Source organism: Phytohabitans sp. LZ39 (assembly GCF_059359075.1).
In genome coordinates this window covers 205,039-229,336 of record NZ_JCADBM010000007.1, presented here as the reverse complement: position 1 = coordinate 229,336, position 24,298 = coordinate 205,039, and the positions used below count along the sequence as shown (strand labels likewise).

The following is a 24,298-nucleotide window of genomic DNA, read 5'->3' as shown; positions in this document are numbered from 1 at the left end:
CGCTGGTCACGGAAGGGGCTTGCACCGCGGACCTGGCAGCGGCGGCCGGGGTTTCGGCGAGCGCCAGCTCGCCGCCGGCCGCCGCGGTCTCCGGCGGGAGCGGCGGTCCGCCGCTGACGCGGACCCGGGACATGTGTCAGAGATAGCGGTTCGCGATGGAGCTGAAGACCTCGCGCTGCGGGCGGGCGCGGCGCAGCAGCTCGCGCAGGCCGTGGACCGCGCGGTCGTCCGGGTCGAGCCGCACCGCGCTGGCCGCCTCGGCCCACACCTCGTCCTCCTCGGCGCAGGTGTCGAGGAGGCTGTCGAGGTTGTTGCGGGCGTCGCCGGGGCGTTCGGCGCGCTCGCCGAGCGGGTCGAGCAGGTAGGGCCAGCGGACCATCAGCTCGACGAGGCGGGCCATCTCGATGCTGTGCCGTTCGATCGCGAGGAGGCTGGGGCTGAACAGGCCCATCCGGTGGTCGAGCACCATGTAGAAGCGCCACAGGTTGATGAACGCCTTGGTCTGCCGGGGATTGCGGCCGGGCAGGCTGAGCACGGCGGCGCGCAGCGCGTCGCGTACCGGGGGGAGGGACTCGAGCTCGCCCACCGTCGCGACGCTGCTCGCGGTCGTCGGGGTGTCCGGCATGATGACGAGCTCGACCGTCGTGGTGGCGGGTGGCGCGGTCTCGGTGGCGGCGACCCGGCGCCGGGCCACCGAGCGTTGGCGCGGTGGCCGCACCGCGGGCGTGGGCGGCGCCGGGGCGGGTGCGGGCGCGGGCGGCGCCACCGTGACGGGGTTGAGCAGCTGGTCGAGGTACGCGCTCAGCGCCGTGTCCGGCACCCGCGGCAGCCGGATCGGCAGGTCGATGATCTTCTCCATGAAGCGCCAGCCGGTGTGCCGCAGGTGCCCGAAGCTGGCCGGGTCGTCGACCGCGCGCCGGTCGATGTCCTGGAAGGCGGTCTCCAGGTGTGCCGCCACCGTCGCCGGATCGAGGGCGATGACGAAGACGCACTGGCCGAAAGCCTTGTTGAGGAACAGGTTGATGGCCTCGATCGTGTCGGCGACGATGGCCGGGCCGCAGCGGTCGAGGTCGTCGATGAACACGTACAGTGGACTGTCCCTAGTGGCCAGTCCGACGACCTCGGCCACGTCGTGCTGGAGCATGTAGAGGTAGCCGCGGTCGGTGGAGGAGAGCGGGTCGTTGGCGCCCTTCCAGGCGTGTTCGGGCCCGGCGCGGCTGTTGAGCTCGTCGGGCGCCACCCAGCCGTGGACGTGTTTGAACGAGCCCTTCGTCAGCTGCGCGATCGTGAGCAGCACGGTCAGCATGAGCAGCGTGCTCGGGCCGAGCAGCGCGGCGACGGTCGGGTGGTTGATGGCCGCCACGCCCATCGAGACCACGGCCACGACGAGCAGGAAGAACAGCAGCGCCAGGGCGATGAGCCCCCACAGGCTGCGCGGGACGTAGCTGGCCACGATCCGCCGCCGCAGCGCGTTGGGGTCGGTGCGGCGGAGGTTGAGGTCGAACCAGAGGCGTTCGCGCTCGGGCTTGGCGAGGCGCTCGGTGACCGAGATGAGGATCTCGCGGGTGAGGCCGGCCCAGATCTGGTCGGTGCGCTCGTACATCCACGGGTTGAACCACACCGAGATCGCGCCCGCGCCGGTCGCCTCGCGGGGACGCATCTCGTACTCCAGCGGCGCGGTGTGGTCGCCGGAGCGGTGGATCTGCCGCCACGCCCAGGCCCGGGTGAGGTGGGTGCGGACGTCCGTCGACCCGCGGCCGAAGCGCCGGGCCCGCGGGGTCGCCACCAGGCGGTGGCTCGGCTCCGCGGAGCCGGCGTCGGTCCACGGGTCGACCCGGCCGCGCAGCTGGCGCAGCAGGCTCGACTTGCCCTGCCCCCACGGCGCGTGCACGCCGACCACCACCGGCGGCTTGGTGTGCGGGGAGGCGAGCGCGTCGTGCAGCGTCTCGACGAGCGCGTTGCGGGCCAGGTAGTCGCGCTCGGTGGGCTGGTCCTGTAGCAGGATCGAGGCGGGCCGCACGCCCCGCCCGACCGAGCCGCCGGAGCGAAGTGGACTGTCCACTGTGATCGGCCACAGCCGCACCGCGCCGTCGTGGCCGGCGGTGAGCAAGCCCGACCGGACGCCGCCGGCGGCCCGCGGCCGCACCTCGCCCTCCGCGGTGGCCAGCGCCACGATGTCCATGGAACGGATGCCGGCGGTGCCGCCGCGCACCGGGTTGCCGACCAGCGTGCCGTCGATGTGCCACACCACGACCCGGCCGTCGTCGCAGCCGCCGAGCACGAACGTGGTGCCGCCCACCTCGACCGTGGCCAGCGCGCGCACCTGGCCGGCGTCGTGCGAGACGGCGAACCGGGACACCGTCGCGCCGGCGATCGGGTCGACCAGCAGCACCCGGCCGTCGTGCAGGGCGGCGACGACGAGGTCGCGGCCGGTGTCCCGCACGCCGCACGCGACGCTCACCGCGGCCAGCGCGACCGGGTGCGAGCCGCCGTCGCGCAGGGATACGGCGCGCAGCCCCTTGCCGGAGCCGATGACGACCAGCGGCCCTTCCTCGGCCTCCACCGGGATCACCGCGTTGACCTCGCCGCAGTCGGTGGCGATCACGCGCACCTCGGGTGCCTCGGCGTCGAGCGCGATCATCCGGACCGTGCCGTCGGCGCTGCCGCTGACCAGGTGCAGCTGGTCGCCGTCGCGGAGCGTGGTGAGCGCCCACACCTCGCCCTGGTGCCCCATCGGCAGCTCGGCGCGCAGCTCGCCGGTGGCCGGGTCCCAGTCGAGCACCCGGTGGTCGGCGCCGCCGCTGACCAGGTGCGGCCGCTCCCGGTCGCCGGCCGCGGTGAGCGCGCGCACCGTGCTGGTGTGCCGCCGCAGCGCGCGCGGCCCCCGGCGGCCGGCCGGGTCGACGACGCTGACCACCTGGTCGACGCCGGCGCAGGCCACGTACGGGCCGTTGACGGTGTCGCCGTGCGCGACCGCCCAGATCGTGGTGTCGGTCTGGAAGATCCCCTCGATGGTGTCCTCGTCGAGCAGGGCGGTGCTGAGGTGCTTGATCTGGACGTCGCCATTCATGTCGCCGGAGGCGATCACGACGCCGTCGGAGGTGGTCATGCAGGCCAGCGCCCACACCTCGCTGCCGTGCCGGCTGATCTCCAGCTCGGGCCGGTCGGCGGAGCCGTCGAGCCGCCACAGCGCGACGAGCCCGGTGGCCGAGGCGGACACGAGCATCGTGGTCTGCTTGTCGCTGACGTGCCCGAGGCGGCGGATGGTGCCGTCGGCCACGAACGACTCGCGCGCCCGCAGCTCGCCCGCGCCGCCGGCCGGCTCGCCCCACACCCGCATCCGCCGGTCGGCCGCGCCACTGACCACGATGGACGCGCCGTCGCCGTCCTGCGTCGCGATCAGCGACCAGATTTGGCCCTCGTGCGCCTGCTGCGCGATCGGCACCGCCTCCGGCCGGTCCAGCTCCCAGGTGGCGACGAAACCGTCCGTGTACGCGCACGCCACGTAGCGCCGGTCGCCGGCCGTGTACGAGCAGACCTTGAACAGGCGGCTCGCCTCGCGCTCCGGCGGGTCGGGCAGCCGGGCCGGCGGGCCGCCCCCGGGGAGCCACACGTGCAGTCCACTGTCGAGGATCGCGGCGACGGCCGGCCCGTCCGGCGTCGGGTAGATCGCCAGGTCGCGCACCGAGCCGGCGCCGAGCTCGTGGTGGAAGACCTCGTCGCCGGTGACCGGGTCGTACCCCCAGAGGGTGCCGTCGGAGGCGCCGGCGAGGAGCACGTCGTCACCGTGCGGCACGGGCAGCGCGGCGACCGCCGTGACGATGCGCTCCGGGGCGATCACCCGCAGCGGCGTGCCGTCCGCCGAGTCGATCAGCTCCAGCCCCTGGTTGCGCGCGGTGACCAGCACCGACTCGCCGCCGACCGTCACGAAGCACATGTGGTGGACCGATCCGGCGAGCCGGGAGGTGGCGGCCTGCGTCATGATCGTTCGCATCCCCGTCGCGTACATGGCGTAATCAGTACCAATATCTTCCGGTGTTGACCTTCATGTCCCCGCTCCCTGTCGGCTTACCGACACATAGGACACCCCTGCGGGGGTCCGCGCCGGTGTGTGATCATTCCGTACGTGCAGGTCCAGGAGGGTGCCGCGAAACACCCCGCCCGCCGGCTCGCGCTCCTCGACTGGCTCCGGATCGGCCTGCTCGCGGTGGGGCTGCTCGCGGTCGCGGTGGGGCTGCTGCCATGGCGCGACGCCCGCGCGACCGGCGAGCGCATCCTCCCGCTGCTGGTCTTCCTCGGCGCGGTGATCGTGCTGGCCGAGCTCGCCGCGCGGGCACAGGTCTTCGACGTCATCGCGGTGCGGCTGACCATCCTCGCCCGCGGTCACAACGCCGTGCTCTTCCTGCTCGCCGTGCTCTTCGCCACGCTCACCACCACGTTTCTCAACCTCGACACCACCGCGGTGCTGCTCACCCCGGTCATGATCGCCACCGCCCGCCGCGCCGGCCTCGCCCCGCTCCCGCTGGCCATGACCACCGTCTGGCTGGCCAACACGGCCAGTCTCCTGCTCCCGGTCTCCAACCTCACCAACCTCCTGGCCATGAACAGGGTGCGCCTCGAACCGCTCGAGTTCGCCGCGCGGATGGCGCTGCCGCAGGCGGCCGCGGTGGTCGTGGTCGCCGCCAGCCTGTGGGTGTTCTACTGGCGGCGCAACCCGGCCCGCTACGAGCCGCCCGCGCCGTTCCGCCCGCACAACCGCGTGGTCTTCCTGGCCGCCTCGGCCGCCTGCGCCGTCTTCATCGCCGGCATCGTGGTCGGCCTGAGCATCTACGTGGTCTCGGCGGTGTGCGCGGCCGGGCTCGTGGTGGCCTTCCTGGTGTTCGACCGCGGCGAGCTCTCCTGGAGCCTCGTCCCGTGGCGCCTGCTGGTCTTCGTGACCGGCCTCTTCCTCGTCGTCGACACCGTCGGCCGGCACGGCCTCTCCGACTGGATGTCCACGCTGATCGGCACCGACCCGGGCACCGAAGGCGTGGTGCGGGCCGCGGCCACCGGCGGCGCACTGTCCAATGTGCTCAACAACCTCCCCGCGTACGTGGCCGGGGAGGCGGTCATCCCCACCGGCAACCACACCCAGCTGCTCGGCCTGCTCATCGGCACCAACGTCGCCCCGCTGATCACCCCGTGGGCGTCGCTGGCCACCCTCCTGTGGGCCGAGCGCTGCCGCGCCGCCGGCGTGTCCGTGCCGTGGCCCCGCTTCGTCGCCACCAGCGCCGTGACCGCCGTCGTGGTCCTTGCCGCGACGGTCGCCGCCCTCCTCGTCTCCTGACACAGATCTGAGCTACCGCTTCACTGTCCGTCGTGGCCCAGACCCAATGCCACTCACTCTGAGCCCCGCGCGGCATCGTCGTCCAGGGCGTGTGGCGCCCGTTCGCACGTGGTGTCCAGAGTGCGGGCGCGGGGCCTTGATCGGCGGCGAGGGTGGGGGAGATGCCGGTGATCGGGGTGTCCCGCGAAGACCGTTCGGGGGCTTGTCCCGCGAGCCTGGCAGTGGACGGCCGGGGGTTTCGGCTCGGTATACGAGCCGCCGGCCGGGAGCGGTGCCCGCGGGAGCATACGGTCCGCAAGTGACGCGGACGTGGGCAAACCTGCCTGGAAGTAAGGTCACGACGGGCAGTGACCCAGAAAGCTAGGTCCAGTCGGCGCGGAGGATGGCGTAGACGTACTCGTCGCGCCAGGCGTTCTTGACCCAGGAGTTCTGGCGGAAGTGGGCTTCGCGGCGCATGCCGACCCGCTCCAGCAGGGCGGCCGAGCCGGCGTTGGCGGCCGAGCAGCGGCCGATGATCCGGTGCAGGCGCAGCCCCTCGAAGCCCAGTCGCAGCACCTCGCGTACCGCCTCGGTGGCGAGGCCGGCGCCCTGGTAGCGGGGGTTGAGCACGTAGCCGATCTCGCCCTGGCGGTGGCGGTCGCTGAGCCACACCAGCTCGACCTGGCCGGCGACCACGCCGCTTTCCCGGTCGACGAGCGCGAGGCTGAGGCAGTCGCCCTCGTGGGCCAGGCGGTCCTCCTTGACCATCCGTTCCAGGGCGACCTTGACCTGCATCAGGTCGCGGGGGTCCCAGAGCATGTGCTCGGCCACCTCCGGCAACCGCTGGTAGGACCAGAGCGGGTCGAGGTCGCCCATCGTGAACGGGCGGAGCGTCAGCCGTCGCGTGTGGATGGGGTAGGCGGGTCGGAACACTTTGTGGATCTTAGCGAGCCGCCGCGCCTACCAGGTGGCCAGGACGCGGGCCTGGCCGCCGGAGCCCTCCTGGAACGGAATGAGCCCGACGAAGACGGTCGCGCCGGTCCTGGGGAGCCGGTCCAGGTTGGCGAGGTTTTCCACGCCGTAGCGGTCGGCGCCGGTCAGGATCAGGTGGGTGTCGAAAGTGGACGACGTGCCGGGGTCGATGCTGAGCGTGTCGACGCCGAGGCTGCGGATGCGGCGGTGGCGCAGCAGCCACTCGGTCGCCTCCGGGCTGAAGCCGGGGAAGTGCAGTACGCCGGCCGCGTCCGTGCCCCGGTAGGCGTCCGGGTCGCCGACCTTCGCGCCCCAGCCGGAGTACATGAGGACCGCGGCGTCGCGGGGGATGCGCCCGTACCGGCGTTCGAAGCGCCTGATGTCGTCGACGGTGACCGTCGTGTCCGGGTCGCGGGCGGCGCGGGCCGCGATGTCGATGACCACCGCGGGCGTGACGAGCTCGGACGCCGGGATCTCGGTGGAGAGGCGGCCGCCGGGCGTGAAGTGGCCGGGCGCGTCGACGTGCGTGCCGTAGTGCTCGAGGATCCGCCACTCCTGCATGTAGTAGCCGTTTTCCTCGATGGTCACGAACGTGCGCCGGCTCGCCTCCTCGCCCGGCGCGAAGGCGGGGAAGGTGGTGGTCAGCGGGTAGGTGAGGTCGCGCAGCCCGCCCCGGTGGGCGGCCGACGCCCGTGCCGGCTCGGCCATGGTCGCGCTGGCCGCGATCGCCGCCGCGCCGATCAGCGCCGCCCGCCGGGTCAGGGCGCCGCCGCGGGAGGCCTGCTTGAGACATTCCTCGGTACACATTCGCGTGCTCCTCTCTGCCGTTGTCACTTAACGCCCTGTCGGACCTCCGCGCTACCGTGACGCGCGTGATCGTCTTGGACAACCGCGCCCTCAACCGGGCCCTGCTCGCCCGCCAGCTGCTGCTGCGCCGCCACGAGATGAGCGCCGCCGGGGCGCTCGAGTGGCTGGTCGGGTTGCAGGCGCAGGAGCCGCAGGAGCCGTTCGTGGGGCTGTGGAGCCGGCTGGCGGCCTTCGACCCGCTGGAGCTGTCCAAGCTCGTCGAGGAGCGCGCCGCCGTCCGCACGCTGCTGATGCGCCGCACCCTCCACGTGGTCACCGCCGCCGACGCGCTCGCGCTGCGCCCGGTGCACCAGTCGATGCTCGTCGCGCGCATGTGGGCGACGCTGCGCCGCAACCTGCCCGGCGTCGACCTGGCGGTGCTGGCCGCACACGGGCGCCCGCTGTTCGAGGGGGAGCCGCGCATGCTCACCGAGGCGGCCCGCGAGATCGCCGACCGCTGGCCCGGGGTGGCCGCCCGCGACCTGGGCGACGCGCTCAGCTGCCTAGTGCCGCTGGTGCAGGTGCCACCCCGCGGCCTCTGGGGCCGGCGCGGCGCCGCGCACAACGTCACCCTCGACTCGTGGCTCGGCCGGCCTCTGGGACAGGAGACGCCGGAGGCGGTCGACGCGCTGGTGCTGCGCTACCTGGCGGCGTTCGGGCCGGCCGCGAGCGCCGACATCCGCGCCTGGTCCGGGCTGAGCGGGCTGCGCGAGTCGGTCGAGCGGCTGCGGCCGCGGCTGCGCGTGTTCCGCGACGAGCGCAAGCGGGAGCTGCTCGACGTGCCCGACGGCGCGCTGCCCGACCCGGAGACGCCGGCGCCGCCGCGGTTCCTGCCCGCGTTCGACAACGCGGTGCTCGGCTTCGACGACCGGAGCCGGATCATCGACCAGGAGCATCGCGGGTTGAGCGTGAAGGGCGCCCGGTTCGTCCTCGTCGACGGGCGGGTCGCCGCGACCTGGACGGTGGCGGACGGCAGGCTCCAGGTGGATCCGCTGCGCCCGCTGACCCCGCGGGAGCGGGACGAGGTGGCGGCGGAGGCGGCGGCACTGGCGGGTTTGCTCGGCCTGTCTTCCTGAGTGGGCTCGGTGCGCCCCGCGCCGGCGGGCTTGCACGGCCTATCTTCCTAGGACGCTCAAGCGGTGGTGTCCAGGATCCCTTTCAGGCGGCCGGGCCAGGGGCCGAGCACCCGCTCCGGGTCGGTGCCGAGTACCCGCTCCAGCAGCGTGGCGTAGACGTCGCGGAAGTCGGTCGTGTACTTGAGGTCGCCGTCGTCCAGGTCGGTCAGGCTCGGCCGAGCTCCGAACAGTCCACCGTGGACACCCGCGCCGAGCAGGAACACGTCGGACGCCGTGCCGTGGTCGGTGCCGTCCGAGGCGTTGGCGCGAACCCGGCGGCCGAACTCCGAGTACACCGCCACCACCACCTTCCGCCCGGCGTCGGTGCGGGCCATCCGGCCGGCGAACGCGGTCAGCGCCTTGTCCACCTGGCCGAGCAGGATCGACTGGGCCTGCTTCTCGTCGGCGTGCGTGTCGAACCCGCCCAGCGACACCGAGAACACCCGCGTCGCCACGCCCGCCTCCACGCACTGAGCGACGAGGTCGAGCTGGGCCGCGAGAGGGCTCGTCGCGCCACCCGTCGCGGTCGCGCCCTCGGTGTCGTCGTCCGCCTCGGTCGCCGCGGCCTCGCGGGCGCCGGCGACCAGCGCGTCGACCGCGAGCAGGTCGGCGAAGCAGGCGGTCGCGCGGGCGCGCAGGGCGGGCTCGCCCGGCTGCGGCTGGCCGAAGGCGGCGAGCACCGGGTCGGCGAGCGCCTTCCGGGCCAGCTGCCGGGTCACCGGTACGGCCGCGCCGGCGCCCCGCTCGCCGGCGAGCAGCACGGGCAGGGCCGGTTCGAAGGAGACCGCGAGGCGGGGGTCGGCGCCGTTCGCGTCGAGCCAGCGGCCGAGCCAGCCGGTGGTGCCGGGCCGGTCCGGCGACCCGGTCTGCCAGATGTCCATCGACTGGAAGTGGCTGCGGTTGGGCTTGGGATAGCCGGCGCCGCGCACGATCGCGAGGCAGCCCGCGCCCCACAGCTCGTGCAGGCCGGCCAGCGCCGGGTTGAGGCCGAGCTCACCGTCCACACGCAACACTTCCGCCGCGCCGTAGGCGAGGTCCGGTCGGGCGTCGTGGTAGGCCGGGTCGGCGTACGGGACAACCGTGTTGAGGCCGTCGTTGCCACCGTAGAGCGTGACCAGCACCAGCGTGCGGGCCTCCGCGGGCCGGTCGCCCGCCGTCGCGAGGATGTCTTTCAGCGTGTACGCGGCGGCGCCGCCCGCGAGCGCCGCCGCTCCGGTGACGCCGCTGGCGAGCAGGAACCGCCGCCGGGTCAGGCTGTCCATCGTGGATCCTCCTTGGCGGGCGGTGTGGTCGGGACTGGCCGTGGGATGGGTCAGCAGACGGTGTACTCGGGACTGATCAGGGCGGCGGCGAGGCGTCGGGTGCCGTCGCGGGTGGTCTCCAGCGCGGCCACGGTGCGGGCGCTCCACCCGTCGACGGCCAGCAGCGGGGCGAGGCCGTCCACGTCCGGCGGCTCGACCTTCGCGGCCTCGGCCAGCAGCCGGGCCAACCGCGCGCGGGCCTGGAGCGAAGAGGTGGTCAGCCAGGCCGCGCCGGCGGGCCAGCCGCCCACGCTCGGCGGCCGCAGCGGCACCTGGCCCATCGCGTCGAGCCCGGCCAGCAGCTGCCGCTGCCGTTGCGCGCCGAGGGCGGACGGGCGCACGCCGAGCTGCCGCATCGCGCCCACCGCCCACTCCACCGGCTCCTTGACGTGCTGCCCGGCGGCGGCGGGGAAGTCGGGGTGGGTGAAGACGGCCCGCAGCAGGGGGAGCGTGGCCGTGCCGGCCAGGTCGCCCGGTGGTGGCACCGCCTCACTGGCGAAGCGCCGCCACAGCCGGCCGGCCACGAACGTGCGCGCCGCCGGCTGCCGGCACAGCAGCGCCGCGAAGGACCGCGCGTCGAACGCCGCCGTCTCGCCGAGGATGGTCCGCGGTGCCGGGTCGTGCCGCCGGCGGACGAAGGTGGCTGTGCCCTTCGCCCGGTCGACCGTCCAGCCGGTCAGCGCCCGCGCGCCGGCCTTCACGTCCGCCTCGGTGTAGTGGCCGGGGCCGAGCGTGAACAGCTCCATCAGTTCGCGGGCGAGGTTTTCGTTGGGCGCCTTGCGGGTGTTGCGGTGGCCGTCGAGCCACAGGATCAGCGCCGGGTCGGTCACCATCGCGGTGGCCAGGTCGCGCAGCTCGCCGCGCCCGTGGCGGCGCAGGGTGTCGAGCTGCCCGCGCATCAGCACCGCCGACCGTACCTTCTGGACACTCGTCGCCCAGTGGCCGTGCCAGAAGAAGACGAGCTTCTCGCCGAGCTGGTCCCCGGCCGCGACCATGCGGTCGAGCCACCAGAGGGTCAGCCGCCGCACCTGCTCGCGCTGCTCCTGGCGGGCCCGCTGCCGCTGCTCGCGGCTCGAGTCCTGGGTGAGCGCCGCCGCCGGGTCGGTGCCGAGGTCCGGCGGCGGCGTGGCCCGCGCCCCGGCGTCCGCCACTCGCGGGGAGAGCAGCCGGTCCACAGTGGTCGCGTATCCGGCCCGCTCGGCGGCGTCGACCTCATCCGCCGTCGGCCCGAACGTGGCCCGGCGCAGCAGCGCCGCGACCTGTGCTCTGTCCGCCATCGCCCCGACCCTACGAGGCCGATGTACGAGGAATGTAAGGCGCCGGTTCGGGGTGGGTAGCCGGCCGTCTTTCCTTCGCCGTCCTGGATCCCGGGCCGGCGTGCGCACCGATTAAGTTTTCGCGCCGCGCCCGTCTGTACCTGTGAGATCGACTTACGGGAGGCTGACGCCATGCGGAAATTGACCTTTGGCATGAATGTGACCCTGGACGGCTACATCGCCGCGCCCGGCGACGACCTCGGCTGGAGTGTGGGTGATGGACCGGACTCGTCGCCGAGCGACGAGCTGTTCCAGTGGTGGTCCGACCGGGTGGCGGCGACGGGCCTGGCGCTGTACGGGCGCAAGCTGTGGGAGATGATGAGTTCCGACTGGCCGACCGCCGACCAGCAGCCCGGCGCCACACCGGCGGTGATCGAGTTCGCCCGCCGCTGGCGGGACATGCCGAAGGTGGTGTTCTCCTCGACGATCAGCACGGTCGACTGGAACACCCGCCTGGTCACCGGCGACGCGGTCACCGAGATCACCCGGCTCAAGGCCGAGGACGCCGGCCCGATGGACATCTGCGGCGCGACGCTCGCCGGGGCGGCCATGCGGGCCGGGCTGATCGACGAGTACGTGCTGGTCACCGTGCCGGTCTTGGTGGGCGGCGGCACGCCGTTCTTCACCGCGCTGGACAGCTGGGTGTACCTGACCCTGGTGGAGACCCGGACGTTTCCCGGCGGCGTGTTGCTGACCCGATACGAGACGAGGCGATGAGCAGTCATTCCTGGCGTGCTTACCGCGACCCGCGGCTGTGCGGGAACCTTCCCGGCACCTTCCTCGTGCGCTGGACTGTCGACGATGGGGATATGTGTGATCACAGGGTCGGCGGCAGGCCCAACCAGGGTTTGTCGGTGGCGTCAAATCCGGTGAGCTCGGCAATCTTCCCGTCGACGATGTGCAGGACCGCGATGGCGAACAGCCGGTACTCCGGGTCGTCGGGGGTGCGCAGGTACAGCGCGGCGGCAGGCATGCGGTTGGCCGTCGTGGCGATACCGCGCCAGTCGTCGGAGCCGCGCTGGAAGAGCCCACCGGAGACCCAGCCGTCCACCGCGTCCTTGGCCGTCCTGATCACGGTGCCCGGATCGGGCAGCATCGCGAAGCGCAGGTCGTCGCGGAGCAGGGACGTCAGCCCGTCCAGGTCGTTGCGCTCGTGGGCGTCGATGTACGACTTCACCACGCCGCGCTCGTCATGCGACAGCTCGTGGGTGGCGGGGCTCCGCCAGTCGAGGCGGCGGTCGGGCAGCCGCTCGCGCATCGTCACACGCGCCCGTTGCAGTGCGCTAGTCACCGATGCGACGCTCAGCTCGAGGGCGTCGGCGGCCTTCGACGCCGGCCAGCCGAGGACGTCGCGCAGGATGAACACCGCCCGCTGCCGGGGCGGCAGGTGCTGGACGGCGACGATGAACGCCAGCTCGATCGTCTCCCGCGCCACCACCGATTCCTGTGGGTCCTCGGGGAGCATCCGGTCGGGGTACGGCTGGAGGTACACCACCTCGGAGTCGGAGTCCGGCAGCTCGAACGTTACGGGTGTGCGGTCATTGCGCTTCTCCAGGAAGTCGAGGCATACGTTCGTCGCGATCCGGTACAGCCAGGTCCGCAGCGCGGCGTGGCCCTTGAACGACTCCCGCTTGTTCCACGCCCGCAGGAACGTCTCCTGCGTCATGTCCTGGGCGTCCTCGTAGTTCGCGAGCATCCGGTAGCAGTGCACGTGCAGCTCACGCCGGTGGCGCTCGGTGATGTGCGCGAACCGCGCCGTATCGCCTGAGCGGACCGCCGCGATGAACGTGGCCTCGTCGGCGCCCAGCGGTCTAGCGTCGGTCATGGTCAGCAATCCTTCCACCGGTGCGAGGGGGCTACCCAAGAACTGACGACGTGGCGAAGGATTTCTGATCGGTGAACCCGCTGGCCACCTCAGCGTGCCGAAGTCATCCGGTAGCCGGCGTGACGGCTTCGGAAGCGTCCGGTTAGCCGGCGTTGCCGGCGGCGCGCCGCCGCCTGGTCGTCACGGCCGTTTCGCGAGGGTGACCGCCAGGCCGTCGAGGAGGGTGCGCAGGCCGAGCTCGAAGAGCCGGTCCAGGTCGAGGTCGTAGCCCTCCTCGCCGAGCTCGGTCATGAGCGCGGCGAAGCCCGGGTACCGCCCGGAGGCGACCACCGCCTCCAGCACGGGGGTGCGCTGGTCCATCCACTCCTCGTCGGTGAGACCGGTCACCTCCCGCGCCTGGGTCTCCTGCTCCAGCTGCATGGCCAGGCCCTGGACGTGGCTGTAGAACATGACCATCACGTCGAGGCGGCTGGTGGCGTCGAGGCCGGACGGCCGGAGCGCGGTGTGCATCTGCTCGCTGTGCGCCAGCAGGTTGGGCAGCACCATCGGCCGGGTCAAGGGCGTGACCTGCGCGAGCCACGGGTGGCGGCGGAACGTCGTCCACAGGGTGCGGGCGGCCCGCTCCATCAGCGCCCGCCAGCCCTCCGGCTGTGGATCGGGGTAGCCCAGCTCGCCGAACGCCGCGTCGGCCATCAGCAGCACCAGGTCGTCCTTGCCGGCCACGTGCCGGTAGGTCGACATTGTGGCCACCCTCAACTTCGCCGCGACGCCGCGCATCGACAGCGCGTCCAGCCCCTCGGCGTCGGCGATCTCGATGGCGGCCCGGATGATCCGCTGGCGGGTGAGGTCGCCGTCGGGGGAGCGCGGGCCGCTCGCCGGCCGGCCCACGCCCGGTGGCCGCGCGGGCGATGAGGCGGGCGCCGCCACGAACGTGCCGGACGCCGGCTGGGCGGGTGCCGGGGCGGGTGTCGCTACGAAGGTGCCGGACGCTGGCTGGGCGGGTGCCGAGGCGGGCGTGGTGCCGGGCCGGGGCCCGGCGGGTGCCGGGGCGGGGGTCGCCACGAAGGTGCCGGAGCGGGGGCGGGCCTCCAGCACGCCCTCCTGGCAGAGCAGGGTCATCGCCTTGGTCGCGGTCGCCAGCGCGACGCCCCAGTCCTTGGCCAGCTGTCGCGTCGAGGGCAGGCGGTCGCCGGGTGCCAGCCGCCCGTCGGCGATCCGGGCGCGCACGTCGCTGATGATCCGTTGGTACGGCGCGAGTGCCACCGCCGACCTCCCTGAGCTAGGACAGATGCCCTTGTCATAGTACACATTGACGCTTGCTGCCAGTGTGTGTACGACGTACGGTCACATGCGTACAACGTACACACAGATGGTGTGGAGGCAGTCATGAAGGTTCTCATCTCCGGTGCGAGCGTCGCCGGTCCCGCCCTGGCGTACTGGCTGGCCCGCCACGGCGTCATCCCGACCGTCGTGGAGAGCGCGCCCGCGCTCCGCCTCGGCGGCCAGGCCATCGACGTGCGCGGCGCGGCGCTGACCGTCGTCGAGCGGATGGGCCTGCTGGAGCGGCTGCGCGGCGCGCGCACCCAGATGCTCGGGATGTCCATGGTGGACAGTGCCGGCAACGAGCTGATGCGCTCCACCGAGCACGCGGCCAGCAGCGGCCGGCTCGACAGCGAGGACGTCGAGGTGCTGCGCGAGGACCTCACCGCGCTGCTGGCCGAGCGGACGGCCGGCGTCGAGTACGTGTTCGGCGACTCGATCCGCGACATCCGCCAGGACGCCGACGGCGTCGACGTCACCTTCGAGCGCGGCGCGGCGCGCCGGTTCGACCTCGTCGTCGGCGCCGACGGCCTGCACTCCCACGTGCGGCGGCTGGTCTTCGGCCCGGAGGAGCGCCTCACCCACCACCTCGGCAGCTACGTGTCCGTCTTCACGACCGAGAACGTCCTGGGCCTGGACCGCTGGCAGGTCTGGATCCGCGCGGGCGACGCCGGCGCCGGCATCTACACCGCCCGCGACAACACCGAGCTGCGGGTCAACCTCGGCTTCATGTCCGGGCCGCTGGAGTACGACCGCCGCGACCTCGACGCACAGCGCCAGCTCGTCGCCGACCGCACCGCGGACCTCGGCTGGGAGATCCCGCGGCTGCTCAAGGCGATGTGGCAGGCACCCGACTTCTACTTCGACGCGATGGCCCAGGTGCGGCTGGACAGCTGGTCACGCGGTCGGGTGACGCTCGTCGGCGACGCCGGCTACTGCGCCTCACCCCTCTCCGGTCAGGGCACGAGCCTCGCCCTCGTCGGCGCGTACGTCCTGGCGTCGGAGATCGGCGCCGGTCTCGAGGGCGCGCTCGACCGGTACGAGACCCGGATGCGCCCGTTCGCCGCGGCGAACCAGGCGCTCGCCACCGAAAACCCCGGACATCCCGCGCCGGAGGAGTCCATGGAGCGCGCCAAGCACGCCATCGCGCTCTGACGCCGGGTGCGGCGGTCGCCTAGGGTCGGAGGGCATGGCCCCCTCGCCGTACACATTGGAGACCGCGCGCGAGATTCTGCTGGGCAAGAGCCTGTTCACCAAGGTCTGCGCTGCCCGGCTGTCCGCCACGGACGCGTTCGTCACCGTGCGCGTCCCGCTGCGCGACGTGCCTGACCCGTCGGAGGCGGAGATGCCGATCGCGGGCGAGCGCGCGGGCGCGCTCGTGGTCTGGCTCCCCGAGCTGCTGCGCGAGCTCGACCCCGGGGCCGTCGGCGAGGTGGGTGCCGTGTCGATCGCCCTGGCCGCGCTGATCCCCGACCGGGACGGCCGCAAGGTGCGCGAGTGGCTCCCACCGGACCTGCGGATGGAGGTCGCCGACACGCCGGAGGGACGCGGTGCGTGACCTGCCACCCGACCTCGCCCGGCGGGTGATACCCGAGCTGGCCGTCTCTCTCGCGTCGCGCTGGCGGGGCACGGTCAGCCCGTAGCGGACCACTCCGCCGTGCCCGCGTCGACGTCGACCGGCTCGTGGCCGGGCAGCTGGACCCGCCAGGGTGCCGGCGGGCCGGTGCGGCGAACGCGCTCCGCCGTTGCCGTGAACGTGGCCACCGTGGCGCCGTCCGGGCCCGGGATCTCCACCGTCGTCTCGGTGTCCACTTCGAACAGTCGCAGCGTGACGCCGTCGGCGTAGTCGTAGTCGGGGCGGTCGTCGCGGGCGCCCCAGGGCAGCGCCGTGCCCGGCCGCACGTACACCGGCACCTCGTCGAAGCCGCACACCTCGCGGACCCAGCGCGGGCCCTCGACGACCTCGCCGGTCAGCAGGTGCGTCCACCGGCCGGCCGGCACGTAGTACGCCGTCTCGCCCGAGGCGCTGAAGACCGGCGCCACCAGCAGGCTGTCGCCCAGCATGTACTGGCGGTCCAGGTGGGTGCAGGCCGGATCGTCGGGAAACTCGGCGACCATCGGGCGCATCACCGGCACGCCCTCGCGGTGTGCGGTGACCGCGGCCGCGAACAGGTAGGGCATCAGCCGCGCCTTCAGGCGGGTGAAGGCGCGCAGCACCTCCACCGCCTCGTCGTCGAAGAGCCACGGCACCCGGTAGCTCTGGTTGCCGTGCAGGCGGCTGTGCGACGACAGCAGTCCGAACGGGATCCACCGCTTGAACACGGCCGGGTCGGGGCGGCCGTCGAAGCCGCCGATGTCGTGGCTCCAGAAGCCGAAGCCGGACATGACCAGCGACAGGCCGCCGCGCAGGCTCTCCGCCATCGACTCCAGTGTGGAGTCGCTGTCGCCGCCCCAGTGGACCGGGAACTTCTGCCCACCCGCGGTGGCGGACCGGGCGAACAGCACCGCCTCGCCCTCGCCGCGGTGTTCGCGCAGCAGCTCGAAGACCGTCTCGTTGTACAGGTGGGTGTAGTAGTTGTGCATCCGCTCGGGGTCGGAGCCGTCGTGCCACACCACGTCGGTCGGCACCCGCTCGCCGAAGTCGGACTTGAAGCAGTCGACGCCGAGGTCGAGCTGGTTGCGCAGCTTGTCGGCGTACCAGCGGCGGGCGGCCGGGTTGGTGAAGTCGACCAGGCCCATGCCGGCCTGCCACTGGTCGGTCTGCCACACGCCGCCGTCCGGGGTGCGGACGAGGAAGCCGGCCGCCGCGCCCTCGGCGAACAGCGCCGAACGCTGGGCGATGTACGGGTTTATCCACAGGCTGATCCGCAGGCCCCGCTCGCGCAGCCGCTTGAGCATGCCGCGCGGGTCCGGGAACGTGCGGGGATCCCACTCGAAGTCGCACCAGTGGAACTCGCGCATCCAGAACGTGTCGAAGTGGAACACCGACAGCGGCAGGTCGCGCGCGGCCATACCGTCCACGAAGGACGTCACGGTCTGCTCGTCGTAGGAGGTGGTGAACGAGGTGGTCAGCCACAGCCCGAACGACCACGGCGGCGGCAGCGCGGGGCGGCCGGTGAGCGCCGTGTACTTGCGCAGGATCTCCTTCGGCGTCGGTCCGTAGACGACGAAGTAGCGCAGGGACTGACCCTCCACACTGAACTGCACCCGCGACACCGCCTCCGAACCCACCTCGTACGAGACCAGGCCGGGGTGGTCGACGAAGACGCCGTAGCCCGCGTTGGTGAGGAAGAACGGCACGTTCTTGTACGCCTGCTCGCTGCTGGTGCCGCCGTCCGCGTTCCAGATGTCGACGTTCTGGCCGTTCTTCACGAACGCGCCGAAGCGCTCGCCGAGCCCGTACACGCACGCGCCGACACCCAGCGTCAGCTGCTCGCGCACGTAGTGGCGGCCGCCGTCCTCCAGCAGCGCCATCGCCTTGTACCCGCTGGAGGTCAGCACCTTGCCGCGGGCCGTGAACTCGACCCGCCACGGGTCGCGCTGGAACCGCACGGACAGCGACCCGGACGTGAGGGTGAGGTCGTCCACGGTCGCCGCGCCGTCCACCGACGACAGCGCGAAATGCGGCCCTCGGGAGACGGCGCCGGTGAAGTGCGAGACGGTCAACCCGATCACGTCCGGCATCGGCGACTCGGCCCGCACCGTCACCAGTGGACGGTTGAGCGTGTCCCCGCGGTGTTCCAGGCGCTTGGTGGGCGCGTACACGGTGAGCGAGTCGCGGTCGGCGGTGTGGTCGTGCACCTGCGCCGGGTACAGCGGGTGGACGCCCTCGCGCATGTGCCAGTAGCCGTCGGTGAACTTCAACGCTGCCTCACAATCGGTCTCTTTGGTCGTGCTCGCTCCGCTTCTCGGTCGCCGCGCTCCCCGCGATGCTCCCTCGCACTACTTGATGGCCCCGGACATGACGCCGCGGGACAGGGTCCGCTGGAAGATGAGGAAGAACAGCACGGCCGGCAGGATGCCGAGCAGCGCCGAGGCGCTCGTCGTGGTGGCGTCCATCAGCCGGTCGCCCTGGAGCACGCCGAGCGCGACCGGCACGGTCTGCTTGTCGTTCGAGATGAGGAAGACCAGGGGGAGGAAGAACTCGTTCCAGGTCCAGATGAAGAAGAACGTGAACAGCACCGACAGGCTCGGCCAGCTGATCGGCACGACCACCCGCCACAGCGTGCGCACCTTGCCGGCGCCGTCGATCGCGGCCGCCTCCAGCATCTCGCGGGGAAAGGCGGCGTAGACCGACGACAGCAGGTAGGTGCCGAACGCGCTCTGGATCGCGGTGAAGATGATGACGATCGCCAGCCGGGAGTTGTAGAGACCGACCTCTTTGGACAGGTAGTAGAGCGGGTAGACCAGCGCCTCCTGGGGCAGCAGGTTGGCCAGCAGGAAGAAGACCAGGAAGGCGTACCGGCCGCGGACCCGGCCGATGCCCAGCGCGTACGCGTTGAGCACCGACACGACGACCGCCAGCACCGCCACCGCGCCGGCGATGAGGAAGCTGTTGAAGAGCTTCTCGCCGAAGTCGACGCGGATCCAGAAGTCGGCGATCCCCTCGAGGTACAAGCCGTTCGGGAGCGAGAGCGGTCCGTCGGTGGCGTACTCGTCGGGGCTCTTGACCGCGTTGACCGCGACCAGCGCGAACGGCGACAGCACCAGCAGCACCAGCACGGTCAGCGTGGCCAGCACGGCCGGTCGAAGGGCGCGGCTCATAGTTCGGCCCGCTTTTCGTCGCGGGCCTGGATGCGCAGGAACACCACCGACAGCACGACGATGATGAGCGCGAGGACGGTGGCGATCGCCGAGCCGTACCCGACCTGTGCCTTCTCGAAGAAGTTCTGGTAAGCGAAGTACGCGGGCACGAGCGTGGCGTTTCCGGGGCCGCCGCGGGTGAGCACGAAGATCTGCCCGAAGATCTTCAGCGCGGCGATGGTGGTGGTCACGAGCACCACGTAGATCTCCGGCTTGATCTGGTGGACCGCGATGCGGGTGAACCGGCGCCACCACCCGGCGCCGTCGATGGACGCGGCCTCGTACAGCTCCGGGTCGACGCGCTGTAGCCCGGACATGAACATCACGACCGGGTACCCGACCTGGAACCAGATCATGACGACCATGACGCTGTACAGCGCGTAGGCCGGGTCGCCCAGCCAGTTCTTGGCGAGGCCGTCAAGTCCCGCGTTGGTGAGCAGCGCGTTGAGCGCGCCGAAGCTGGGGTTGAGGATCCAGCCCCACACGATTCCCGTCACCGCGACGGGAAGCACCTGTGGAAGGTAGAACCCGGAGCGGAGCGCGCTGGCGGTGCGCGGGCCGATCTGCTTGGCCACGTAGTCGAACAGCACGGCCGCGAGGACGAGCCCGATCAGGGTCGGCACGACCGCCATCGCCACGATCAGGAAGATGATGTTGCGGAAGGACGCCCAGAAGTTCTCGTCCTCCAGCAGGCGCGTGTAGTTGTCCAGCCCGATCCACTCGGGGGTACCCACCCCCTGCCACCGGGTGAAGCTGATGCCCACGTTCATCACCAGCGGCACCACGATGACCACCAGCGAGAGCAGGGCGCCGGGGATCAGGAAGGCGGCGTACCCCCGACCGGATCTCATTTGCCGAGGCTGGTGAGGTTGTCGTTGTACGGCTTGGCGATCTCGTCGAGGACCGCGTCCGGGCTCTTCGTCCCGTTGATGAGGTGCTGCACGCCGGCGACGAGCACGTCGTAGTAACCGGGCGCCGGCCAGTCGGGGTAGAAGGCCAGCCCGTCCGTCGAGGTCACCTTGGTGAAGTTGTCGATGAGCTCCTTGCTCTTCGCGTCGGTGATCGCGGCCGGGTCGGCCAGCACCGGCACGCCGCCGGAGTTGCCGAGCAGGTTCTGGATCTCCGGCTTCATGGTGATGTCGATGAAGTCGTACGCGAGGCTCTTGTTCTTCGCGTTCTTCGGTACGACCCAGATGTTGCCGCCGGAGCCGGGGTGCAGCGTGTTGCCGGGGAACAGGAACGTGCCCCACTGGAACTTCGCCTCGGAGACGAAGCGGCCGTACCACCAGCTGCCCGAGATGACCATCGGGAACTTGCCCTGGGTGAACGCCACGCCCATGTCCTCGGCCTTGACGCCGGCGGAGTTCTTGGCGATGTAGCCCTTCTTCACCCAGTCGGCGAAGGTGTTGGCCGCGAACGTGAACTCCGGACCCTTGAAGTCCACCTTGCCCTTGTAGAGCTCGAAGCTGTCCACGAAAGAGCGGTTCGCCTTGGACAGGGCCAGCTCGTAGAAGATCTGCTGCGCCGGGTACTCGGCGCCGCCCACCGACAGGGGCGTGACACCGGCCTTGACGAAGGTGTCCATCGCCGTCTCGAACTCGGCGAGCGTGGTGGGCACCTGCACCTTGTGCTTGGTGAACAGGTCCTTGTTGTAGTAGACCATCACGTACTCGGCGTAGTTGGGCACGCCGTACCACTTGCCGTCGCCCATGATGCCCTCGGCGTCGTACTTCGAGGTGGTCTGGAGGCTGGGGCCGATCTTGTCCCAGCCGCGCTTGCCCGCCTCCTCGCTAAGGTCGGTGAGCAGCCCCTGCTTGGACAGCAGGCCGGCGGTCGCGTTGCCCTTGTTGTACTCCATGATGTCGGGTGCTTCGTCCGAGTTGAGGATCATGCCGGCGCTCTGCCGGATCTGCTCGAACCCCTTCGCCTCGAACTGCACCTTGACGCCCGGGTGGGACGCCTCGAACTGCTTGATCGCCTCGGCCCAGGCCACGCCCATGGCGCTGGTCGCGCCCTCGTAGTGCCAGAGCTTGAGCGTCTTGCCGTCGCCGCCGCTGGCGCCGTCGTCGGAGTCGGCGCCGCAGGCGGCCAGGACCAGCGAGGCGGCGGCGAGCACGGCGACGGTCCCCGCGCGGCGGCGACGCCGCCCGTCCTGCCTGTGGACACGGAAGTTGAGGGGCGGTGCAAGAAGTCTCATGGCTGTCTCCTCGTGGAGCGGTGGGCGGACCGGCCGGCCCGCGTAGCGAGACAGGGGGTGGGTACGGGGCGCGGCTCGCCGGCCCGGCGTCAACGGGCCCGCGCCCCGGCGGGGCGACGTGTCGAATAGGGAAGTCGAAGCGCTTCGACTGCTCGTTCGCAAGCTAACTTGACCACCGGCCGCCGTGTCAACGGGGTCAACCGATGATTTCGTAACGGTTTCGGCAACCTCGCTCCACCGAATAGTTCGTATGGCGTCTAAACTATTGACACGTTCCCAGGCCGTCGGCAAGTGTCGTCGGCGTGCGCGCACCGAGAGCCTGGCTGGCCGCCGTCATCACCGCCGTCCTGCTCGCCCCGGCCGTCCCCGCGCGGGCGGCCGAGCCGGCATACCCCTTCCGTGACCCCGACCTCCCCCTCGCCGTGCGGATCGACGACCTCGTCGGCCGGCTCACCCCGGCCGAGAAGATCTCGCTCCTGCACCAGTACCAGCCGGCGATCCCGCGGCTGGACATCGGAGCTTTCCGGACCGGCACCGAGGCCCTCCACGGAGTCGCGTGGCTCGGCGAGGCCACGGTCTTTCCACAGGCCATCGGCCTGTCCACCACCTGGGATCCACAGCTGATCCGGCGGATCGGCGACGCGGTCGGGCGGGAGGCCCGCGGCTTCCACGCCCAGGATCCGGCCAACAACGGCCTCAACCTGTGGGCGCCGGTGGTCAACCCGCTGCGCGACCCGCGCTGGGGGCGCAACGAGGAGGGGTACTCCGAGGACCCGTACCTCACCGGCGTGATGTCCACGGCGTACGCCCGCGGCCTCGCCGGCGACCACCCGACGTATCTCCAGGCCGCGCCGACGCTCAAGCACTACCTCGCCAACAACAACGAGGTACGCCGGGAGACCACCTCGTCGGTGCTGCCGCCGCGACTGCTGCACGACTACGAGTACGCGGTCTTCCGCCCGGCGATCGCGGCCGGCGCGGCGACCGGCGTGATGACCTCCTACAATCTCGTCAACGGGCGACCGGCCACTGTGGAGCCGTCGCTCGACGCGGAGGTGCGCGGCTGGACCGACCGCGACCTGATGGTGGTCAGCGACGCGTACGCGCCAGGCAACCTGACCGGGCCGCAGGCCTACTACGCCACCCAGGCCGAGGCGAACGCGGCCGCGGTCCGGGCGGGCGTCGACAGCTTCACCCAGGACGGCGCCAGCAGCGCCTCGACGGTGGCCGCGCTCACCGCCGCCACCGAGCGGGGGCTGCTGTCCTGGTCCGATGTGGACGACGCGCTGCGGCACATCTTCTCGGTGCGGTTCCGGCTCGGGGAGTTCGACCCGCCGGGGCGCAACCCCTACGCGGCCATCACGCCCGACGTCATCGACTCGCCGGCACACCGGCGGCTGGCCCGCGAGGCCGCCGACGCGCAGCTGGTGCTGCTGAAGAACGCCTCTGGGACGCTACCCCTGTCGCCGGCGAAGACCCGCCGGATCGCGGTCGTCGGCCCGCTCGCCGACACCGTCTACACCGACTGGTACAGCGGCACGCCGCCGTACACGGTCACACCGCGGCAGGGCATCGCCGCCCGGCTCGGCGCCGGCGCCACCGTCGTGGGCGGCGAGGGCGTGGACCGGATCGCGCTGCGCGACGTGGCCACCGGCCGGTACGTCACGGCCACCGGCACCACCGACGCCGACGCCGTCACCGTGCGCGGGGCCACCGCCGGCGAGGCGGCCCAGTTCGACGTCTTCGACTGGGGCGAGGGGCTGCTCACCTTGCGCAGTGCGGCGAACGGGCGCTACCTCGGGTACAACTGGGGGCCGTTCGTCACCCGCGACGCCCAGCCCAACGGGTGGTACGTGCAGCAGCAGTTCAAGCTGGAGGCGCAAGCGGACGGCACGTTCGCGATCCGGTACGCCGGCTACGAGACCCGCGAGCCCTGGTTCCCGGCCAACCGGTACCTGACCGTCGACTCAGACGGCCGGCTGGCGCTCGGCGCGCCGACGGCGGCGACCGCGGCGCGGTTCGCCAAGGAGGTCGTGCGCGGCGGGGCGGAGAGCGCGGTCGCGGCCGCCACCGGCGCGGACGTCGCGGTGGTCGTGGTCGGCAGCATGCCGGCCATCAACGGGCGGGAGACCAACGACCGTGTCTCGACCGCGCTCGCGCCGGGCCAGGCCGCGCTCGTCAAGGCGGTCCGCGCGGCCAACCCGAACACGGTCGTGGTGCTGGAGAACAGCTATCCCACCACCGTCAACTGGGAGCAGGCCAACGTGCCGGCGATCCTGTGGACCAGCCACGCCGGGCAGGAAACCGGAAACGCGGTCGCCGGCGCCCTCTTCGGCGACACCAACCCGAGCGGGCGGCTCACCCAGACCTGGTACCGCTCCGACGCGGAGCTGCCCGACATCCTCGACTACGACATCGCGAAGACCGGGATGACGTACCTCTACCACCGGGGCACGCCGCTGTACCCGTTCGGGCACGGGCTGGGCTACACGACGTTCGGGTACTCGCCGCTGCGCGTGGACGGCACCGGTGTCACGCTCGACGTCACCAATACCGGGCCGCGTGCGGGCGTGGAGACCGTGCAGCTGTACACCCACTTCGGACGGTCGCGGGCCGAGCAGCCGGTCAAGCAGCTGCGCGGCTTCGCCCGGGTGTCGTTGGCGCCGGGCCAGACGAAGGCGGTGCGGATCCCGCTCACCGCCGCCGACCTGTCCTACTGGGACGTGACCCGCGGCCGGCCGGTGGTGGAGAGCGGCACCTACGACGTGCTCGTCGGCGCCTCGGCGACGGACATCCGGCGGACCGCGACGCTGAAGGTGAAGGGCGAGACGATCCCGCCCCGCGACCTGCGGACGCCGGTGGCGGCCTGGACGTTCGACGACTACGCGGGCACCACGCTCGTCGACACGACGAGGACGGCCGGCACGGCGGTCGCGGCGACGGCGGCGGGGCAGTGGGTGCGGTACTCCGATGTGGACCTCCGTGCCGGACCCGGCCGTGCCTGGCTGCGCGTCTCCGCGGACGCGCCGGCGACCGTCGAGGTGCGGCTGGACCACCCGACCCGCGGGCGGCCGCTGGGCACCGTGGCGGTGCCGGCCACGGGCGGCCGCTACGCGTGGACGGACGTCTCGGCGGCGCTGCGCCGCACGGGCGGCCGGCACGACGTGTACCTCGTCTTCACCGCGCCCGTGAGGCTGGACACCGTGCGCCTGTCTTGACCTCAACCGCACTCGAGGTCGCGGGCTGGATCGCACGCGTGCGATCCAGGTGGCCGCCTTCGGCGGCCCGGAGGTGCTCA

17 protein-coding genes are annotated in these 24,298 nt (G+C 72.0%); 6 read left to right on the top strand and 11 right to left on the bottom strand.

Annotated elements, in window-relative coordinates:
• Positions 1–136: 136 nt before the first annotated feature.
• Positions 137–3,994 (bottom strand): P-loop NTPase fold protein, encoded by a 3,858-nt coding sequence (locus AC5L36_RS16450; protein WP_441216638.1) that lies wholly within the window; start codon positions 3,992–3,994, stop codon positions 137–139.
• A 132-nt stretch (positions 3,995–4,126) separates the two neighbouring features.
• On the opposite strand from AC5L36_RS16450, the gene AC5L36_RS16445 reads away from it, so the two are divergent.
• Positions 4,127–5,326 carry an SLC13 family permease gene (locus AC5L36_RS16445; protein WP_441216636.1) on the top strand — a complete coding sequence of 400 codons (1,200 nt, stop codon included), beginning with the start codon at positions 4,127–4,129 and terminating at the stop codon, positions 5,324–5,326.
• Positions 5,327–5,686: 360 nt separating this feature from the next.
• On the opposite strand, the gene AC5L36_RS16440 is transcribed toward AC5L36_RS16445, so the two are convergent.
• Together AC5L36_RS16440 and AC5L36_RS16435 are read right to left on the bottom strand one after the other, a co-directional pair.
• Complete coding sequence (locus tag AC5L36_RS16440; protein WP_441216634.1) at positions 5,687–6,238, bottom strand: GNAT family N-acetyltransferase; 552 nt, start codon at positions 6,236–6,238, stop codon at positions 5,687–5,689.
• A 27-nt stretch (positions 6,239–6,265) separates the two neighbouring features.
• Entirely contained in the window at positions 6,266–7,084 is an 819-nt protein-coding gene (locus AC5L36_RS16435) for a cyclase family protein (protein ID WP_441216632.1), read from the bottom strand.
• Positions 7,085–7,149: 65 nt separating this feature from the next.
• Between AC5L36_RS16435 and AC5L36_RS16430 the strand changes: the two genes are divergently transcribed.
• Positions 7,150–8,199, top strand: a complete 1,050-nt coding sequence (locus tag AC5L36_RS16430; protein WP_441216630.1) for a winged helix DNA-binding domain-containing protein — start codon at positions 7,150–7,152, stop codon at positions 8,197–8,199.
• A gap of 56 nt (positions 8,200–8,255) precedes the next feature.
• On the opposite strand, the gene AC5L36_RS16425 is transcribed toward AC5L36_RS16430, so the two are convergent.
• Both AC5L36_RS16425 and AC5L36_RS16420 read right to left on the bottom strand, forming a co-directional pair.
• On the bottom strand, positions 8,256–9,500 hold the full coding sequence (locus AC5L36_RS16425; RefSeq protein WP_441216628.1) for a DUF1501 domain-containing protein: 1,245 nt from the start codon (positions 9,498–9,500) through the stop codon (positions 8,256–8,258).
• Between the two features lie 50 nt (positions 9,501–9,550).
• Positions 9,551–10,816, bottom strand: a complete 1,266-nt coding sequence (locus tag AC5L36_RS16420) for a DUF1800 domain-containing protein (protein WP_441216626.1) — start codon at positions 10,814–10,816, stop codon at positions 9,551–9,553.
• 171 nt (positions 10,817–10,987) lie between these two features.
• Here AC5L36_RS16420 and AC5L36_RS16415 point away from each other — a divergent pair, with 171 nt between their 5' ends.
• On the top strand, positions 10,988–11,572 hold the full coding sequence (locus tag AC5L36_RS16415; RefSeq protein WP_441216624.1) for a dihydrofolate reductase family protein: 585 nt from the start codon (positions 10,988–10,990) through the stop codon (positions 11,570–11,572).
• Between the two features lie 100 nt (positions 11,573–11,672).
• Here the strand turns inward: AC5L36_RS16415 and AC5L36_RS16410 are convergent, their stop codons facing one another.
• Together AC5L36_RS16410 and AC5L36_RS16405 are read right to left on the bottom strand one after the other, a co-directional pair.
• Positions 11,673–12,680 carry an RNA polymerase subunit sigma-70 gene (locus AC5L36_RS16410; protein ID WP_441216622.1) on the bottom strand — a complete coding sequence of 336 codons (1,008 nt, stop codon included), beginning with the start codon at positions 12,678–12,680 and terminating at the stop codon, positions 11,673–11,675.
• 180 nt (positions 12,681–12,860) lie between these two features.
• Positions 12,861–13,943, bottom strand: a complete 1,083-nt coding sequence (locus tag AC5L36_RS16405) for a TetR/AcrR family transcriptional regulator C-terminal domain-containing protein (protein ID WP_441216620.1) — start codon at positions 13,941–13,943, stop codon at positions 12,861–12,863.
• Positions 13,944–14,066: 123 nt separating this feature from the next.
• Between AC5L36_RS16405 and AC5L36_RS16400 the strand changes: the two genes are divergently transcribed.
• Complete coding sequence (locus AC5L36_RS16400) at positions 14,067–15,155, top strand: FAD-dependent monooxygenase (RefSeq protein WP_441216618.1); 1,089 nt, start codon at positions 14,067–14,069, stop codon at positions 15,153–15,155.
• A gap of 34 nt (positions 15,156–15,189) precedes the next feature.
• Positions 15,190–15,558: a hypothetical protein gene (locus AC5L36_RS16395; RefSeq protein ID WP_441216616.1), complete on the top strand. Its 369-nt coding sequence runs from the start codon at positions 15,190–15,192 to the stop codon at positions 15,556–15,558.
• Between the two features lie 74 nt (positions 15,559–15,632).
• Here the strand turns inward: AC5L36_RS16395 and yicI are convergent, their stop codons facing one another.
• The 4 genes from yicI to AC5L36_RS16375 all read right to left on the bottom strand — a co-directional run bounded on the left by yicI (position 15,633) and on the right by AC5L36_RS16375 (position 21,000).
• On the bottom strand, positions 15,633–17,864 hold the full coding sequence (yicI, locus tag AC5L36_RS16390; RefSeq protein WP_441216614.1) for an alpha-xylosidase: 2,232 nt from the start codon (positions 17,862–17,864) through the stop codon (positions 15,633–15,635).
• Between the two features lie 78 nt (positions 17,865–17,942).
• Positions 17,943–18,764 (bottom strand): carbohydrate ABC transporter permease, encoded by an 822-nt coding sequence (locus tag AC5L36_RS16385; RefSeq protein WP_441216612.1) that lies wholly within the window; start codon positions 18,762–18,764, stop codon positions 17,943–17,945.
• Positions 18,761–19,654: a carbohydrate ABC transporter permease gene (locus AC5L36_RS16380; protein ID WP_441216610.1), complete on the bottom strand. Its 894-nt coding sequence runs from the start codon at positions 19,652–19,654 to the stop codon at positions 18,761–18,763. Before AC5L36_RS16380 ends, AC5L36_RS16385 begins: the two co-directional genes overlap by 4 nt.
• Positions 19,651–21,000, bottom strand: a complete 1,350-nt coding sequence (locus AC5L36_RS16375; RefSeq protein WP_441216608.1) for an ABC transporter substrate-binding protein — start codon at positions 20,998–21,000, stop codon at positions 19,651–19,653. The genes AC5L36_RS16380 and AC5L36_RS16375 overlap by 4 nt, the downstream gene beginning before the upstream one ends.
• A 302-nt stretch (positions 21,001–21,302) precedes the next feature.
• On the opposite strand from AC5L36_RS16375, the gene AC5L36_RS16370 reads away from it, so the two are divergent.
• Positions 21,303–24,218 carry a glycoside hydrolase family 3 protein gene (locus AC5L36_RS16370; RefSeq protein WP_441216606.1) on the top strand — a complete coding sequence of 972 codons (2,916 nt, stop codon included), beginning with the start codon at positions 21,303–21,305 and terminating at the stop codon, positions 24,216–24,218.
• The last annotated feature ends 80 nt before the right edge of the window (positions 24,219–24,298 follow it).